Annotated in this window: 13 protein-coding genes and 1 pseudogene; 10 read left to right on the plus strand and 4 right to left on the minus strand. The window is 63.5% G+C overall.

Annotation, left to right across the window (positions count from 1 at the left end; genetic code table 11):
• The first annotated feature begins 34 nt into the window (after positions 1-34).
• Positions 35-892 (plus strand): phosphatase PAP2 family protein, encoded by an 858-nt coding sequence (locus RFM68_RS24485; protein WP_320235595.1) that lies wholly within the window; start codon positions 35-37, stop codon positions 890-892.
• Positions 893-970: 78 nt separating this feature from the next.
• Here the strand turns inward: RFM68_RS24485 and RFM68_RS24490 are convergent, their stop codons facing one another.
• Complete coding sequence (locus RFM68_RS24490; RefSeq protein ID WP_320235596.1) at positions 971-1,645, minus strand: alpha/beta hydrolase; 675 nt, start codon at positions 1,643-1,645, stop codon at positions 971-973.
• Between the two features lie 250 nt (positions 1,646-1,895).
• Here RFM68_RS24490 and RFM68_RS24495 point away from each other — a divergent pair, with 250 nt between their 5' ends.
• From RFM68_RS24495 to sufA, 8 genes are all read left to right on the plus strand, one after another.
• The gene (locus tag RFM68_RS24495) at positions 1,896-3,056 is read left to right on the plus strand and encodes a cysteine desulfurase family protein (RefSeq protein ID WP_320235597.1); all 1,161 of its coding nucleotides are present in this window, start codon (positions 1,896-1,898) and stop codon (positions 3,054-3,056) included.
• Positions 3,057-3,239: 183 nt separating this feature from the next.
• Positions 3,240-4,757 (plus strand): Fe-S cluster assembly protein SufB, encoded by a 1,518-nt coding sequence (gene sufB / locus RFM68_RS24500; protein ID WP_320235598.1) that lies wholly within the window; start codon positions 3,240-3,242, stop codon positions 4,755-4,757.
• A 39-nt stretch (positions 4,758-4,796) separates the two neighbouring features.
• Positions 4,797-5,036 carry a hypothetical protein gene (locus RFM68_RS24505; protein ID WP_320235600.1) on the plus strand — a complete coding sequence of 80 codons (240 nt, stop codon included), beginning with the start codon at positions 4,797-4,799 and terminating at the stop codon, positions 5,034-5,036.
• A 33-nt stretch (positions 5,037-5,069) separates the two neighbouring features.
• Positions 5,070-5,825 carry a Fe-S cluster assembly ATPase SufC gene (gene sufC, locus RFM68_RS24510; protein ID WP_320235601.1) on the plus strand — a complete coding sequence of 252 codons (756 nt, stop codon included), beginning with the start codon at positions 5,070-5,072 and terminating at the stop codon, positions 5,823-5,825.
• 25 nt (positions 5,826-5,850) lie between these two features.
• Positions 5,851-7,122 carry a Fe-S cluster assembly protein SufD gene (sufD, locus tag RFM68_RS24515; protein WP_320235602.1) on the plus strand — a complete coding sequence of 424 codons (1,272 nt, stop codon included), beginning with the start codon at positions 5,851-5,853 and terminating at the stop codon, positions 7,120-7,122.
• A 101-nt stretch (positions 7,123-7,223) separates the two neighbouring features.
• Positions 7,224-8,465: a cysteine desulfurase gene (locus tag RFM68_RS24520; protein ID WP_320235603.1), complete on the plus strand. Its 1,242-nt coding sequence runs from the start codon at positions 7,224-7,226 to the stop codon at positions 8,463-8,465.
• Positions 8,466-8,470: 5 nt separating this feature from the next.
• On the plus strand, positions 8,471-8,878 hold the full coding sequence (locus RFM68_RS24525) for an SUF system Fe-S cluster assembly protein (protein WP_320235604.1): 408 nt from the start codon (positions 8,471-8,473) through the stop codon (positions 8,876-8,878).
• A 107-nt stretch (positions 8,879-8,985) separates the two neighbouring features.
• Entirely contained in the window at positions 8,986-9,363 is a 378-nt protein-coding gene (gene sufA / locus RFM68_RS24530) for a Fe-S cluster assembly scaffold SufA (RefSeq protein ID WP_320235605.1), read from the plus strand.
• Between the two features lie 169 nt (positions 9,364-9,532).
• On the opposite strand, the gene RFM68_RS24535 is transcribed toward sufA, so the two are convergent.
• Complete coding sequence (locus RFM68_RS24535) at positions 9,533-10,030, minus strand: GFA family protein (RefSeq protein ID WP_320235606.1); 498 nt, start codon at positions 10,028-10,030, stop codon at positions 9,533-9,535.
• Positions 10,031-10,119: 89 nt separating this feature from the next.
• On the opposite strand from RFM68_RS24535, the pseudogene RFM68_RS24540 reads away from it, so the two are divergent.
• Positions 10,120-10,442, plus strand: a pseudogene (locus tag RFM68_RS24540) (TfoX/Sxy family protein).
• 253 nt (positions 10,443-10,695) lie between these two features.
• Here the strand turns inward: RFM68_RS24540 and RFM68_RS24545 are convergent.
• Positions 10,696-11,613: a pseudouridine-5'-phosphate glycosidase gene (locus RFM68_RS24545; protein WP_320235607.1), complete on the minus strand. Its 918-nt coding sequence runs from the start codon at positions 11,611-11,613 to the stop codon at positions 10,696-10,698.
• Between the two features lie 43 nt (positions 11,614-11,656).
• Positions 11,657-12,595 (minus strand): carbohydrate kinase family protein, encoded by a 939-nt coding sequence (locus tag RFM68_RS24550; RefSeq protein ID WP_320235608.1) that lies wholly within the window; start codon positions 12,593-12,595, stop codon positions 11,657-11,659.
• Between the last annotated feature and the right edge of the window lie 178 nt (positions 12,596-12,773).

Raw genomic sequence — 12,773 nt, forward strand, 5'->3', positions numbered from 1 at the left:
CCATCGAATGCCCCTATAGACTTGCGCTAAAGCCATGTCCGCCGCGCCCCTTGCCCTTTACCGCCGCTCGCTCGGCAATTTCCGCGACACGATGACGATCGTGAAGCGACGCTTTGTCGTGCGCCCGGCGCGCTATCCAAGGATTTTGTGGAGCGTCTGGCTGCTGGCCTGGGTGCTGCTTACCGTAGCAATCTTCCTGCGGCTCGACGCCGGCGCCGGCGAGATGCGCGGCGAATGGTCACCTGGCTTCGTGCGCTTCACCGATTTCTTCACGCAATTCGGCCTGGGCGGCTGGTACCTCATTCCGGCGGCGCTCTGCCTCGTCGTCGCCAATCTGACGGACTGGCGCAGCCTGCCCAGGCACGGGCGGATGATCATCTACAACTGGACGTGTTTGGCCTTCTTCGTGCTTTGCACGGTCGGCCTTTCCGGCCTGGCGGTGAACCTTCTGAAATATGGCATCGGCCGCGCGCGGCCGCTCTATTTCGACAGTTTCGGGGTCTTGTCGCTGCATCCTTTCGCCATGGATGCGCGCTTCGCCGGTTTCCCCTCCGGCCATGCCACGACGATGGGCGCGGTCTTCGGCATGCTGCTGCTGCTTTTTCCCAGGCGCTGGACCATCGCTTTTATCGTCACGGCCTGCATTGCCTCGACGCGTGTGTTTGTCGGCGCGCATTATCCAAGCGACACCGTCGCCGGCTTCGGCCTGGGGCTGGCCTTCGCTATCATTTCGGGGCTGGTTTTTGCCCGTCTCGGTTTCATCTTCGGCCATACGCCGTCAAAGCTGCCGATGCGCAAGCGGACCTTCCGCCTGGGCTGGTCCGATCCGCCTAACGCCAGGGCGGGCAGGCAGGCGAGCCCTTCTGAAGAGCTTACGCCAGACCGCTCATAGCGTTGCTGGTTTTTTATTCCGACGCAGCATTGTCCCGCGCCTTTAGGCGCGAATGCTCAAGGCGATAGTCCGTGCGCGTTATCTCAGTCGTTTCGGCCGCGGATCGGCGAGCTCACCGGCCAGCCGGCGGTCGAGATAGTCGGCGCATTCCTGGATAAGCAGCTCTGCGTCGTTGGCAAAGAAGTGATTGGCGCCGGGAATCGTCTTCTGGGTGATGGTGATGCCCTTTTGCGTGTGCAGCTTGTCGACCAGCCCCTGCACATCCTTCGGCGGCGCCACCTTGTCGGCGTCGCCGTGGATGATCAGGCCGGATGACGGACAGGGCGCCAGGAAGGAGAAGTCGTAGGTGTTGGGCTGCGGCGCGACCGAGATGAAGCCCTCGATCTCAGGGCGGCGCATCAGAAGCTGCATGCCGATCCACGAGCCGAAGGAGTAGCCGGCGACCCAGCAGCTCTTGGAATCCGGATGCAGCGACTGCACCCAGTCGAGGGCTGCGGCCGCGTCCGACAATTCGCCGGTGCCGTGGTCGAACTCGCCCTGGCTGCGGCCGATGCCGCGGAAATTGAAGCGGAGCGTGGTGAAATCGCGCTTCTGGAACATGTAGAAGAGGTCGTAGACGATCTTGTTGTTCATCGTGCCGCCGAATTGCGGGTGCGGGTGCAGCACGATGGCGATCGGCGCGCTCTTTTCCTTGGAGGGCTGATAACGTCCCTCCAGGCGACCAGCCGGACCGGCGAAAATGACCTCAGGCATAAAATACTCCACGTGGCATACGAAGGCGCTGCCCCGGAACTCTTCTGGCCCCAGCTTTTCTGCGGCCTTGACGCCGGGCGAGCGTCTTCCTAGAAGCTAGTTTAGAATTATTCAAAACTGGGTAGCCGAAACGCAATCGTTTGGCCGCCCGCGCCGCAAGCCGGGTAAATAGGACGGCTTGCCTTGCAATTTCAAGGAAATAACGCGCTATCCTCGCGGGATAGTTGGCGAAAGGACGAACCGAGCGAAAATGGCCGCAACCCGCGCCTATCTCGACTACAACGCCAGCGCGCCGCTTATTGCGGAAGCGCGGGCGGCGATGGTCGCCGCGCTCGATGCCGCCAATCCGTCATCGGTCCACACGGAAGGGCGCGCTTCGCGCCGGCTGGTCGAGGACGCGCGCCGCGACGTGGCGCGGCTGGTCAATGCCAGGCCTGAACATGTCGTCTTCACCTCCGGCGCCACCGAAGCCGCCTCGATGCTGCTTACGCCTGACTGGCAGATGGGGCGCGGCGCTATTCGCATGAGCCACCTCTATGTCTCGGCGGCCGACCATCCCTGCATCCTGAATGGCGGGCGGTTTGCGGCAGCGCAGGTTACGAAGATCGGCGTCGACCGGAACGGCATTGCCGATCTCGACATGCTTTCTGCCGCGCTTGCCGCGCATGACAAGGCCGCCGGCCTGCCACTGGTGGCGATCCACGCCGCCAACAACGAGACCGGCGTTGTCCAGCCGGTCGGGCGCATCGCCGAAATCGTCAAGGCCGCGGGTGGGGTGCTGGTTGTCGATGCCGTGCAGGCTGCCGGGCGGATTCCGCTCGATATGTCAGCGCCTTATACCGACTATCTGATCCTGTCCTCGCATAAGATCGGCGGCCCGAAGGGCGTCGGCGCGATCGTCGCCGCGTCCGACCTGATGATGCCGCGTCCGCTGATCAACGGCGGCGGCCAGGAAAAGGGCCACCGCGCCGGCACCGAAAACGTCGCCGGCATTGCCGGTTTCGGCGCCGCGGCGCGGGCAGCGCTTGCGAGCCTGGACGATATCGCGGCCATTGCGCGGCGTCGTGATGAAATCGAGGCCATCGTGACGGAACTGGCGCCGGACGCGGAAATCTTCGGAAAAGGCGCTCCAAGGCTTGCCAATACGACATTCTTCGCTATTCCCGGCATCAAGGCCGAGACGGCGCAGATCGCTTTCGATCTTGCCGGCGTCGCGCTGTCGGCGGGCTCGGCCTGCTCGTCGGGAAAAGTCGGACCGAGCCATGTGCTGAAGGCGATGGGCCACGGCGACAGCCTGGGCGCCTTGCGCGTTTCGATCGGTCGCGCGACCGGTGCCGAGGATATCGCGGCCTTCCGGGCCGCATTGGCCGGCATCGTCGCCCGCCGGGCGGGTAAGGAAGAAGCTGCCTGACGGCGGCAAGGATGAATTCAGGCCATGTGGCCTGGTAGAGCCGTGCGTTTTGTACTGGCCGGGTGAATTTCCGGCCGACACGCACTATATGGAACTTACTCCGCCGCGAGCCGCTCCCGGTTCGGGTGGTGCCATAGTTTGAAAACTGCCGGGCCTTGACCCCGGCGTGGATGGAGAACGCTTATGCCTGCTGTGCAGGAGACGATCGATCGAGTCCGAAAGATCGACGTCGACCAGTATAAATACGGATTCCAGACAGAGATCGAGATGGACAAGGCCCCCAAGGGCCTGAGCGAAGACATCATTCGCTTCATCTCGGCCAAGAAGGATGAGCCGGACTGGATGCTGGAATGGCGTCTGGGAGCCTATCGCCGTTGGCTGACGCTGGAAGAACCGACCTGGGCGCGCGTCCATTATCCGAAGATCGACTTTCAGGACATCCACTACTACGCCGCGCCGAAGAGCACGCCGGGCCCGAAGTCGCTGAGCGATGTCGACCCCGAACTGCTCAAGGTCTATGAGAAGCTCGGCATTCCGCTCAAGGAGCAGGAAATCCTCGCCGGTGTGCAGAAGACGGACGCTTCCGAACTCGAGGAAGCCAGCGACAATGTCTACAAGTCGGGTCGCGTCGCGGTCGATGCGGTGTTCGATTCCGTATCGGTCGTCACCACGTTCAAGAAGGAACTGGCGCAGGCGGGCGTCATCTTCTGCTCGATCTCGGAAGCGATCCGCGAGCATCCGGAGCTGGTCAAGAAGTATCTCGGCTCGGTCGTGCCGACCTCCGACAATTTCTACGCGACGCTGAATTCGGCGGTGTTCACCGACGGTTCCTTCGTCTTCGTGCCGAAGGGCGTGCGCTGCCCGATGGAGCTGTCGACCTATTTTCGCATCAACGAGAAGAACACCGGCCAGTTCGAACGCACGCTTATCATCGCCGAGGAGGGGGCTTACGTCTCCTATCTCGAAGGCTGCACGGCGCCGCAGCGCGATGAGAACCAGTTGCATGCGGCGGTGGTCGAACTGATCGCGCTCGACGATGCCGAGATCAAATATTCGACGGTGCAGAACTGGTATCCCGGCGACGCGCAGGGCAAGGGCGGCATCTACAATTTCGTCACCAAGCGCGGCGACTGCCGCGGCGACCGTTCTAAGATATCGTGGACGCAGGTCGAGACCGGTTCTGCGATCACCTGGAAATACCCGAGCTGCATCCTGCGCGGCGACGATTCCAGCGGCGAGTTCTATTCGATCGCGGTGTCCAACGGCTACCAGCAGGTCGACAGCGGCACCAAGATGATCCATCTCGGCAAGAACACGTCGAGCCGCATCATCTCCAAGGGCATCGCCGCCGGCTTTTCGCAGAACACCTATCGCGGCCAGGTCTCGGCGCATCGCAAGGCGAGCAACGCGCGCAACTTCACCAACTGCGACTCGCTTTTGATCGGCGACCAATGCGGCGCGCACACCGTGCCCTACATGGAAGCCAAGAACTCGACGGCGCAGTTCGAGCATGAAGCGACGACGTCGAAGATCTCCGAGGACCAGAAGTTCTACGTCATGCAGCGCGGCATCCCCGAGGAAGAGGCGATCGCGCTGATCGTCAACGGCTTCGTCAAGGACGTCATCCAGCAGCTGCCGATGGAGTTCGCCGTCGAGGCGCAGAAGCTGATCGGCATCTCGCTGGAAGGCTCAGTGGGCTGATGATGGCGACGCTGCCGCGCGCTTCGAAAGGAGCTTCCAATGGCCGGAGATAAATGGTTCAGGCCGAAGCGCTTCGGCTATGGCGCCACGCCGGACAACTGGAAGGGCTGGGCCTTCATGGTCGTCTACATCGCGATCGTCGTAGCCCTTTCGCTGATCCTTATTCACAAGGGCGCTGCCGCCTGGCTGGTCATCCTGGCTGTTCTTGCCCTGACGGGCGCAACCATCCCGCTCATCAAGGCCAAGACGGATGGCGACTGGCGCTGGCGTTGGCATTGAATTTGAACGGAAATTTTCTGGAACGGAACGAAAATGCTTGAGATCAAGAACCTGCACGCCCGCATCGTCGACGACGGCACCGAGATCATCCGCGGCCTGAATCTGACGGTGAAAGCCGGCGAGGTCGCCGCCATCATGGGGCCGAACGGCTCGGGAAAGTCGACGCTGTCCTATATCCTCGCCGGCCGCGAGGACTATGAGGTGACCGAAGGCGATATCCTCTACAACGGACAGTCGATCCTGGAGATGGATCCGGCCGAGCGCGCCACCGCCGGCATCTTCCTCGCCTTCCAGTATCCGATGGAGATACCGGGCGTCGCGACCATGGAGTTCCTGAAGGTGGCGATGAACGAGCAGCGCAAGGCGCGCCGCGAGGAGCCGCTGAAGATCCCGGAGTTCCTGAAGCGGGTGAAGGAGGCAGCCGCCTCGCTCAACATGGACATGGCGATGCTGAAGCGGCCACTCAATGTCGGCTTTTCCGGCGGCGAGAAGAAGCGTGCCGAGATCCTGCAGATGAAATTGCTCGAGCCAAAGCTCTGCGTGCTCGATGAAACCGATTCCGGTCTCGACATCGACGCGCTGAAGATCGTCTCGGACGGCGTCAACGCACTGCGTTCGCCGGAGCGCGCCATTGTCGTCATCACTCACTACCAGCGGCTGCTCGAACACATCGTGCCGGATAGCGTGCACGTGCTCTACAAGGGTCAGGTCATCAAGTCGGGCGACAAGTCGCTGGCGCTCGATCTCGAGGCCAATGGCTATGCCGGCGTGATCGGGCAAGCCGCGTGAGATGGGGGCAGTCGAGGCAAAAGTCATGAACATGCATGCACAGCCCCAGCGGACATTGGCCGAGACGGCGCTGATCGATGCCTTCGGCGAGCGGCTGTCGCTGCTGCCCGGCGACGGCGCGGTGATGGTCAAGCGCGACGACGCGATCGAGGCGATCAAGCACGGCCTGCCGACGCGCCGCATCGAATCTTGGCACTATACCGACCTGCGCCGGCTGCTGACCAAGGTGCCGGCTTTCGAGGCCGGCGCGGTCGCGAAGGCGCTTGCGCCGGTTCTTGAAGGCTCGGCCGTGCTGCCGGTGTTGAACGGCGTCTCCAACGCCAAGGTGCCGGAGATCGAAGGCGTCACCGTGCAGCGCCTATCGGAGAAGCTGACCGACGGCAGCGTTGCGCCGGGGCTCGATTCCTATGGCGACGACGACGCGATCGGTGCGCTGAACACCGCCTTCGTCGCCGATGGCTATTTCGTCGATATCGCGGACGGCGCCGAGCTGGAAAAGCCTATGGAATTGCAGAACCTGCAGGCCGGCGGCCAGTCGCATGTGCGGCTGCTGGCGAAGGTCGGGGCCGGCGCCAAGGCGGTGATCGTCGAGCGCCAGACGGGCGAGGGCGACGAGGCGCTCGTCAGCTCGGTCAGCCAGCTCGTGGTTGGCGACGGCGCGGAGGTGACCTGGCTGATCGTGCAGGAGCAGCCGGATACGGCCACGCATCTCGCCCAGTTCAAGGCGCATATCGGCAAGGATGCGAAGCTGACGCTGTTCGTGATGAACGCCGGCGGCAGGCTGGTGCGCCAGGAAGTGGTCGTCAGGACGACGGGCGAGGGCGCGGACTTCAAGCTGCGCGGCATCAACCTTCTGGCCGGCGACACGCATACCGACACCACCATGGTGCTTGACCACGCCGTACCGCACACGACGTCGACCGAGGTGATCCGCAACGTCGTGACCGGCAAGGCGCGAGGCGTCTTCCAGGGCCGCATCAACGTGCATCAATATGCGCAGAAGACCAACGCCAAGATGGCCTGCAACACGCTGCTTCTGTCGGACGACGGCGAGTTCTCGACCAAGCCGGAGCTGGAAATCTTCGCCGACGACGTCGTCTGCGGCCATGGTGCGACAGTCACCGAGATCGACCACGACCATCTGTTCTACCTGATGGCGCGCGGCATCGACGAGAAGGCGGCGCGTGGCCTTCTGGTGAAGGCTTTCGTGGCCGAAGTGATCGAGGAATTGGACGACGAGGCGCTGGTCGAAGCGCTCGAAGGGCGGCTCGACGGCTGGTTCTCGACGCACGGGTAGCGCCTCTTTCTCCCCTTGTGGGAGAAGGTGGATTGGCGCGGAGCGCCAAGACGGATGAGGGGTGCTGGACGGAGTGAGGCGGAGCCTCGAAAGAGCTTGTGATGGACCAGAAGATCGAAACCACCCCCTATGACGTCGAGGCGATCCGCCGCGACTTCCCGATCCTGTCGCGCCAGGTCTATGGCAAGCCGCTGGTCTATCTCGACAATGGCGCCTCGGCGCAGAAGCCGCAAGTGGTGCTCGACACCATCCAGCACGCCTATTCCCAGGAATACGCCAACGTTCACCGCGGCCTGCATTTCCTGTCGAACGCCGCGACCGATGCCTATGAGAACGCGCGCAAATCGGTGCAGAGGTTTCTCAACGCGCCCAGCACGGACAATATCGTCTTCACCTCCAACACCACCTCGGCGATCAACACGGTCGCTTATGGCTACGGCATGCCGAGGATCGGCGAGGGTGACGAGATCGTGCTGTCGATCATGGAGCACCACTCCAACATCGTGCCATGGCATTTCATCCGCGAGCGCCAGGGCGCCAAGCTGGTCTGGGTGCCAGTCGACGATCTCGGTGCCTTCCACATCGAGGAATTCGACAAGCGGCTGACCAGCCGCACCAAACTCGTCGCCATCACGCAGATGTCCAATGCGCTGGGCACGGTGACGCCGATCAAGGAAATCGTGCGCATCGCGCATGCGCGCGGAATTCCCGTGCTCGTCGACGGCAGCCAGAGCGCCGTGCATATGCCGATCGACGTGCAGGATCTCGACTGCGATTTCTTCGTCTTTACCGGCCACAAGGTCTATGGCCCGTCGGGCATCGGCGTGCTCTATGGCAAGAAGGATAGGCTGGAAGAGATGCGGCCTTTCATGGGCGGCGGCGAGATGATCGAGGAGGTGACGCAGGATATCGTCACCTACAACGAGCCGCCGCACCGCTTCGAGGCCGGCACGCCGCCGATCGTGCAGGCGATCGGCCTGGGTGCCGCGCTCGACTACATGGAAAAGGTCGGCCGCGAGCGTATCGCAGCCCATGAGGCGGACCTCAAGACTTACGCGCATGAGCGGCTGCGCGCGATCAACTCGCTGCGCATCTTCGGTGACGCGCCCGGCAAGGGCGCCATCATCTCGTTCGAATTGCAAGGTATCCATGCGCATGACGTGTCGATGGTGATCGACCGGCAGGGCGTGGCAGTGCGGGCGGGCACGCATTGCGCCCAGCCGCTGTTGAAACGCTTCGGCGTCACCTCCACATGCAGGGCGTCGTTCGGCATGTATAATACAAGGGCCGAAGTCGACGCTTTGGCCGAGGCGCTGGAAAAGGCGCGAAAGTTCTTCGGGTGATGATTATGGACGATGTGAGCGCGACCGCAGACACTGCTCCAGAAGCGGCAGGCCCGGAAACGGCAGGCAACGGCATCGTCACGGCTTCGACGATCCCCGCCGACGAGCTGGCGCGGCTGACCGACGACATCGTCTCGGCGCTGAAGACGGTCTACGACCCGGAAATCCCGGCCGATATCTATGAGCTCGGCCTCGTCTACAAGATCGACATCGAGGACGACCGCTCGGTGAAGATCGACATGACGCTGACCGCGCCCGGCTGCCCAGTGGCGGGCGAAATGCCCGGCTGGGTGGAAAATGCTGTCGGCGCCGTCGAAGGTGTTTCCGGCGTCGAGGTCAACATGACGTTCGATCCGCCGTGGACGCCCGACCGCATGTCGGAAGAAGCGCAGGTGGCGGTTGGCTGGTATTAGGGATCGGCCTGAAAAGATTGGCTGACTTGCACCGTAGGTGAAAGTTCACCATCTTAAGGGCAGACTCATTCCGCGCGCCTTGACCCCGCGCGAACGTGGAGAATGATATGGGACGCTTTGCCGTCATCACGATGACCGAGAAGGCCGCCGACCGGGTGCGCGAGATCGTTGCCACCCGCGAGAGTGCGCATGGCATCCGCCTCGGCATCAAGAAGGGCGGTTGCGCCGGCATGGAATATACGGTCGATCTGGTCACCGAGCCCAATCCCAAGGACGACCATATCGAGCGCGACGGCGCCCATGTCTATGTCGCGCCGGAGGCGGCGCTCTTCCTGTTCGGCACCGAGATGGATTTCGAGCAGACGACGCTGCGCACCGGCTTCACTTTCAAAAACCCGAACCAGAGCTCGGCCTGCGGCTGCGGCGAATCGGTCGAGCTGAAGCCGGCCGACCTCAAGGCGCTTGCCGAGGCGCGCGCTTCCTGAATTCTTCCTTCGCCCCGTTTACGGGGAGAAGGTGGCCCGAAGGGCCGGATGAGGGGTAACGCTGCCCTATCCGAAGCTGGCTCCGCCCCTCATCTGCCTGCCCGTCCTCCGCAGCGGCTGCAGAGGGTGCACCGGCATCTTCTCCCCGTAGAAAGGGGAGAAGAGAACGCTAATCTACCCACATGCCGGTGCGCTTGTGCCAGTCGGCAATCGATTCCTGCGGATAGACATCGAACACCTTGTCGTTCTTTTCGATATCCGGCTCGACCCAGTTGGCCTTGTATTTGAGCATCAGATGCACCTTCTCAGGCGGCTTCGGCAGGTCGCTGTCGATGGCCGAGGCGAAGGGGTGGACGAGGTCCGGCCAGGTCGGGTCGTAGAGCCACAGTGCCGAGCCGCATTTCCTGCAAAAATTGCGCTCGCCGGTCGAGACCTCGCAATGCGGATGCTCGTCGTCCTCAATCTCGGCGCGATAGACACCGAGATTGCGTTTGCCCAGGATCTTCATTGTCTCGTAATCGGCGCCGAGATTGATCGCAAACCCGCCGCCGCCCTGCTGCTTGCGGCAGATCGAGCAATAGCAGAGCATGAACGGCACCGGCGTGTGGCTTTGCACCTCGAAGCGGACGGCGCCGCAGCGGCAGGAGCCTTTGAGCAGGACGGGCATGGCGGAACCTCCGATTTCGGATCTCAACCTGTCAGCATGCTTTTGGTTGCGGCGATGACAAGGCCGATGACGGGTGAGATGATTGGGGCATGGACAATGAGCGACTCGAAGAGCTGTTTGATAGCCTTGGCCCGATCAGTATCCGCAAACTGTTCGGCGATAAGGGCGTCTATTGCGATGGCGTCATCGTAGCGGTCGTCGTGCGCGGCGAACTGATGCTCAAGGCGGACGAGGAGAGTATCCCCGACTTCGAAGCAGCCGGCTGCAGGCAGTGGACCTATACCGGCTCGCGCCACGGCAAGGAGGTGGCGATGCCCTATTGGAGCATTCCCGACAGCGCGTTGACGATCCCGATGAAATGGCGGTCTGGGTGCGGCGCGCCTATGAGGCGGGAAGGCGGGCGGGGAAGTGACGTTTGGTCGAGGGCGACTTTTTGGAGGCGCCGAGTTCCCGCCCACCCCCCTCTGTCCTGCCGGCCATCTCCCCCGCAAGGGAGGAGATTGGCAGCTCGGGCCATGCCGCCCGTCTTGCACTGTTGGAGATTGGCGAAAGCGACTGTGACATCTGATCTCCCCCCCTGCGGGGGAGATGGCCGGCAGGCCAGAGGGGGTATGAAGGAATTCGGCCATCGCGATTGGCCCGGCTGCTGGACGTTCGAATAACAGTTACAACGCCTTGGCGATCTCCGCCGCCAGCCGCGCGTTGTTCTCGACCAGCGCGATGTTGGTTTTCAGGCTGCGGCCGCCGGTGAGTTCCAGGATTTTCGACAGCAGGAACGGCGTCACCGCCTTGCCGGTGACATTTTGCGCCTCGGCGGCCTTCTGCGCGGCCTGGATATAGCCAGCCATCTCGTCTGCCGGGATCTCGTCGTTCTGCGGCACCGGATTGGCGACAAGAACGCCGCCGCCAAGGCCCAACGCCTGTCGCGTGCGATAGAAATGCGCGATGTCCTCAGGCGCGTGCAGCGTCAGCGGCGCGCGGAACGGCGACTGCCGCGACCAGAAGGCGGGCATCGTCTCGCAGCCATGACCGATCACCGGCACACCGCGCGTCTCCAGCACTTCCAGTGTCTTTTCGATGTCGAGGATAGCCTTGGCCCCGGCCGAGACGACAATGACCGGCGTCCGTGACAGTTCGTCGAGGTCGGCCGAGATATCAAAACTCTTTTCCGCGCCCTTGTGGACGCCGCCGATGCCGCCGGTGGCGAACACTTTTATGCCTGCCATATGCGCGGCGATCATGGTCGCGGCAACGGTGGTGCCGCCGGTGCGCCCTTGCGCAACCGCAAAGCCGATATCGGCGCGCGACAGCTTCATCGCGTCGCCGGTCATGGCCAGCGATTCGCGCTCGCCGTCGGACAGCCCGATCTTGATGCGGCCGTTGACCACCGCGATCGTCGCCGGCACGGCGCCGCCGTCGGCGATGATCTGCTCGACCTTGGCCGCCATCGCGCCATTGTCGGGGTAGGGCATGCCGTGGGTGATGATGGTGCTCTCCAGCGCCACCACCGGACGGCCGGCGGCAAGCGCTTCCGCCACGGGTGGGTGGATGTCGGTGAAGGGGCGGGCGGTTTGCGGCGTCATGGCTGTCTCCGATCCGAAGGGATTGCTCCGGCAGTGGGTGGCCCTATGCCACTTCCCGCGGCTCCGGCACAAGGGCAAGCGCCTGCGTGAAGTTGCCGGTCGTGAAGGACGGCACGGCCTCGAGGCTCTCGATGGCGAGCATTGCAGCCGCAACGCCTTCCCGCAACGCGGCGCGCAACGGCAGGCCGCGCAGCAAGGCGGCGACCGTTGCGCCGGTCAGGGCATCGCCGGCGCCGGTCACGTCGGCGACCTTGCGCGGCGCCGGCGGATCGATTTCGAAGATACCGGTGTCGTCGAAGCCCAGCACCGGAGCACTGCCGGCCGTCACGACGCCGGCGTCCAGGCCTGCCTGCCTGAGCCGGCCGACAATGGTTTCGCCGGATGGCTCGACGCCGACCAGCGCGGCGGCTTCGCGGCGGTTCATGAAAAGCAGCGACAGATCGTTGAGCAGCGACGCCAGGCGAACGACCTTGGCCGGCGAGACGGCGATGGCGAAAACCGGCCGGCCGCCGGCAAGCGCAAGCAAGCGTTCCAGCGCCGCCGTCGGCAGGTTGGCGTCGCACAGGATGGCGTCGGCGGCGGCGATCGCCTCGCGCACCTTGGCGCGGCGGATCTGTTTCGGAAACGCAAGATCGTAGAGCGCCATGTCGGCCAGCCCGACGATCAACTCACCATCTGCGTCGATCAACGCCGTATAGCTGGGCGTCGTGCGGTCGAGGAACACCACCGAAAGGTCGGTTATTCCGGCGCTGTCGATCGCCGAGGCGACCGTGTCCGCCGCCGCGTCGCCGCCGCGCACCGAAATCAGCGAGGCCGACACGCCACGCCTCACCACGCTGCGCAGCGCGTTGAAGACGACGCCGCCGACATCCTCGCGCATCATGCCGGGATTGGAGGCGGCGGGCATATAAGTGCCGGAAACCTGGCCGCGGCGGTCGATATGCGCGCCGCCCAGCGCCAGGATATTTGGAGATGTCGGCATGTGGGGTCAGTGACTCTCGTTGATCGCGCGGCTGCGCACACTACAGCATGTCACGCAAGAAAGCGGTTCGCGTGACATGCTGCAGGTTCTTTGGTTTTAATCGCGCCCTGGAACCGCTGCGCATGTCGGGGACATGCTTTAGGTTTCCGCGCGCCGCCACGCAATCGGGTCGCGATTC

The organism is Mesorhizobium montanum (genome assembly GCF_033977145.1).
In the GTDB taxonomy this organism is placed as follows: domain Bacteria; phylum Pseudomonadota; class Alphaproteobacteria; order Rhizobiales; family Rhizobiaceae; genus Mesorhizobium; species Mesorhizobium montanum.

Coding starts and splice junctions, on each gene's coding strand:
- RFM68_RS24485 (WP_320235595.1), top strand. CDS start 35: ATGTCCGCCGCGCCCCTTGCCCTTTACCGCCGCTCGCTCGGCAATTTC.
- RFM68_RS24490 (WP_320235596.1), bottom strand. CDS start 1,645: ATGCCTGAGGTCATTTTCGCCGGTCCGGCTGGTCGCCTGGAGGGACGT.
- RFM68_RS24495 (WP_320235597.1), top strand. CDS start 1,896: ATGGCCGCAACCCGCGCCTATCTCGACTACAACGCCAGCGCGCCGCTT.
- sufB (WP_320235598.1), top strand. CDS start 3,240: ATGCCTGCTGTGCAGGAGACGATCGATCGAGTCCGAAAGATCGACGTC.
- RFM68_RS24505 (WP_320235600.1), top strand. CDS start 4,797: ATGGCCGGAGATAAATGGTTCAGGCCGAAGCGCTTCGGCTATGGCGCC.
- sufC (WP_320235601.1), top strand. CDS start 5,070: ATGCTTGAGATCAAGAACCTGCACGCCCGCATCGTCGACGACGGCACC.
- sufD (WP_320235602.1), top strand. CDS start 5,851: ATGAACATGCATGCACAGCCCCAGCGGACATTGGCCGAGACGGCGCTG.
- RFM68_RS24520 (WP_320235603.1), top strand. CDS start 7,224: ATGGACCAGAAGATCGAAACCACCCCCTATGACGTCGAGGCGATCCGC.
- RFM68_RS24525 (WP_320235604.1), top strand. CDS start 8,471: ATGGACGATGTGAGCGCGACCGCAGACACTGCTCCAGAAGCGGCAGGC.
- sufA (WP_320235605.1), top strand. CDS start 8,986: ATGGGACGCTTTGCCGTCATCACGATGACCGAGAAGGCCGCCGACCGG.
- RFM68_RS24535 (WP_320235606.1), bottom strand. CDS start 10,030: ATGCCCGTCCTGCTCAAAGGCTCCTGCCGCTGCGGCGCCGTCCGCTTC.
- RFM68_RS24545 (WP_320235607.1), bottom strand. CDS start 11,613: ATGACGCCGCAAACCGCCCGCCCCTTCACCGACATCCACCCACCCGTG.
- RFM68_RS24550 (WP_320235608.1), bottom strand. CDS start 12,595: ATGCCGACATCTCCAAATATCCTGGCGCTGGGCGGCGCGCATATCGAC.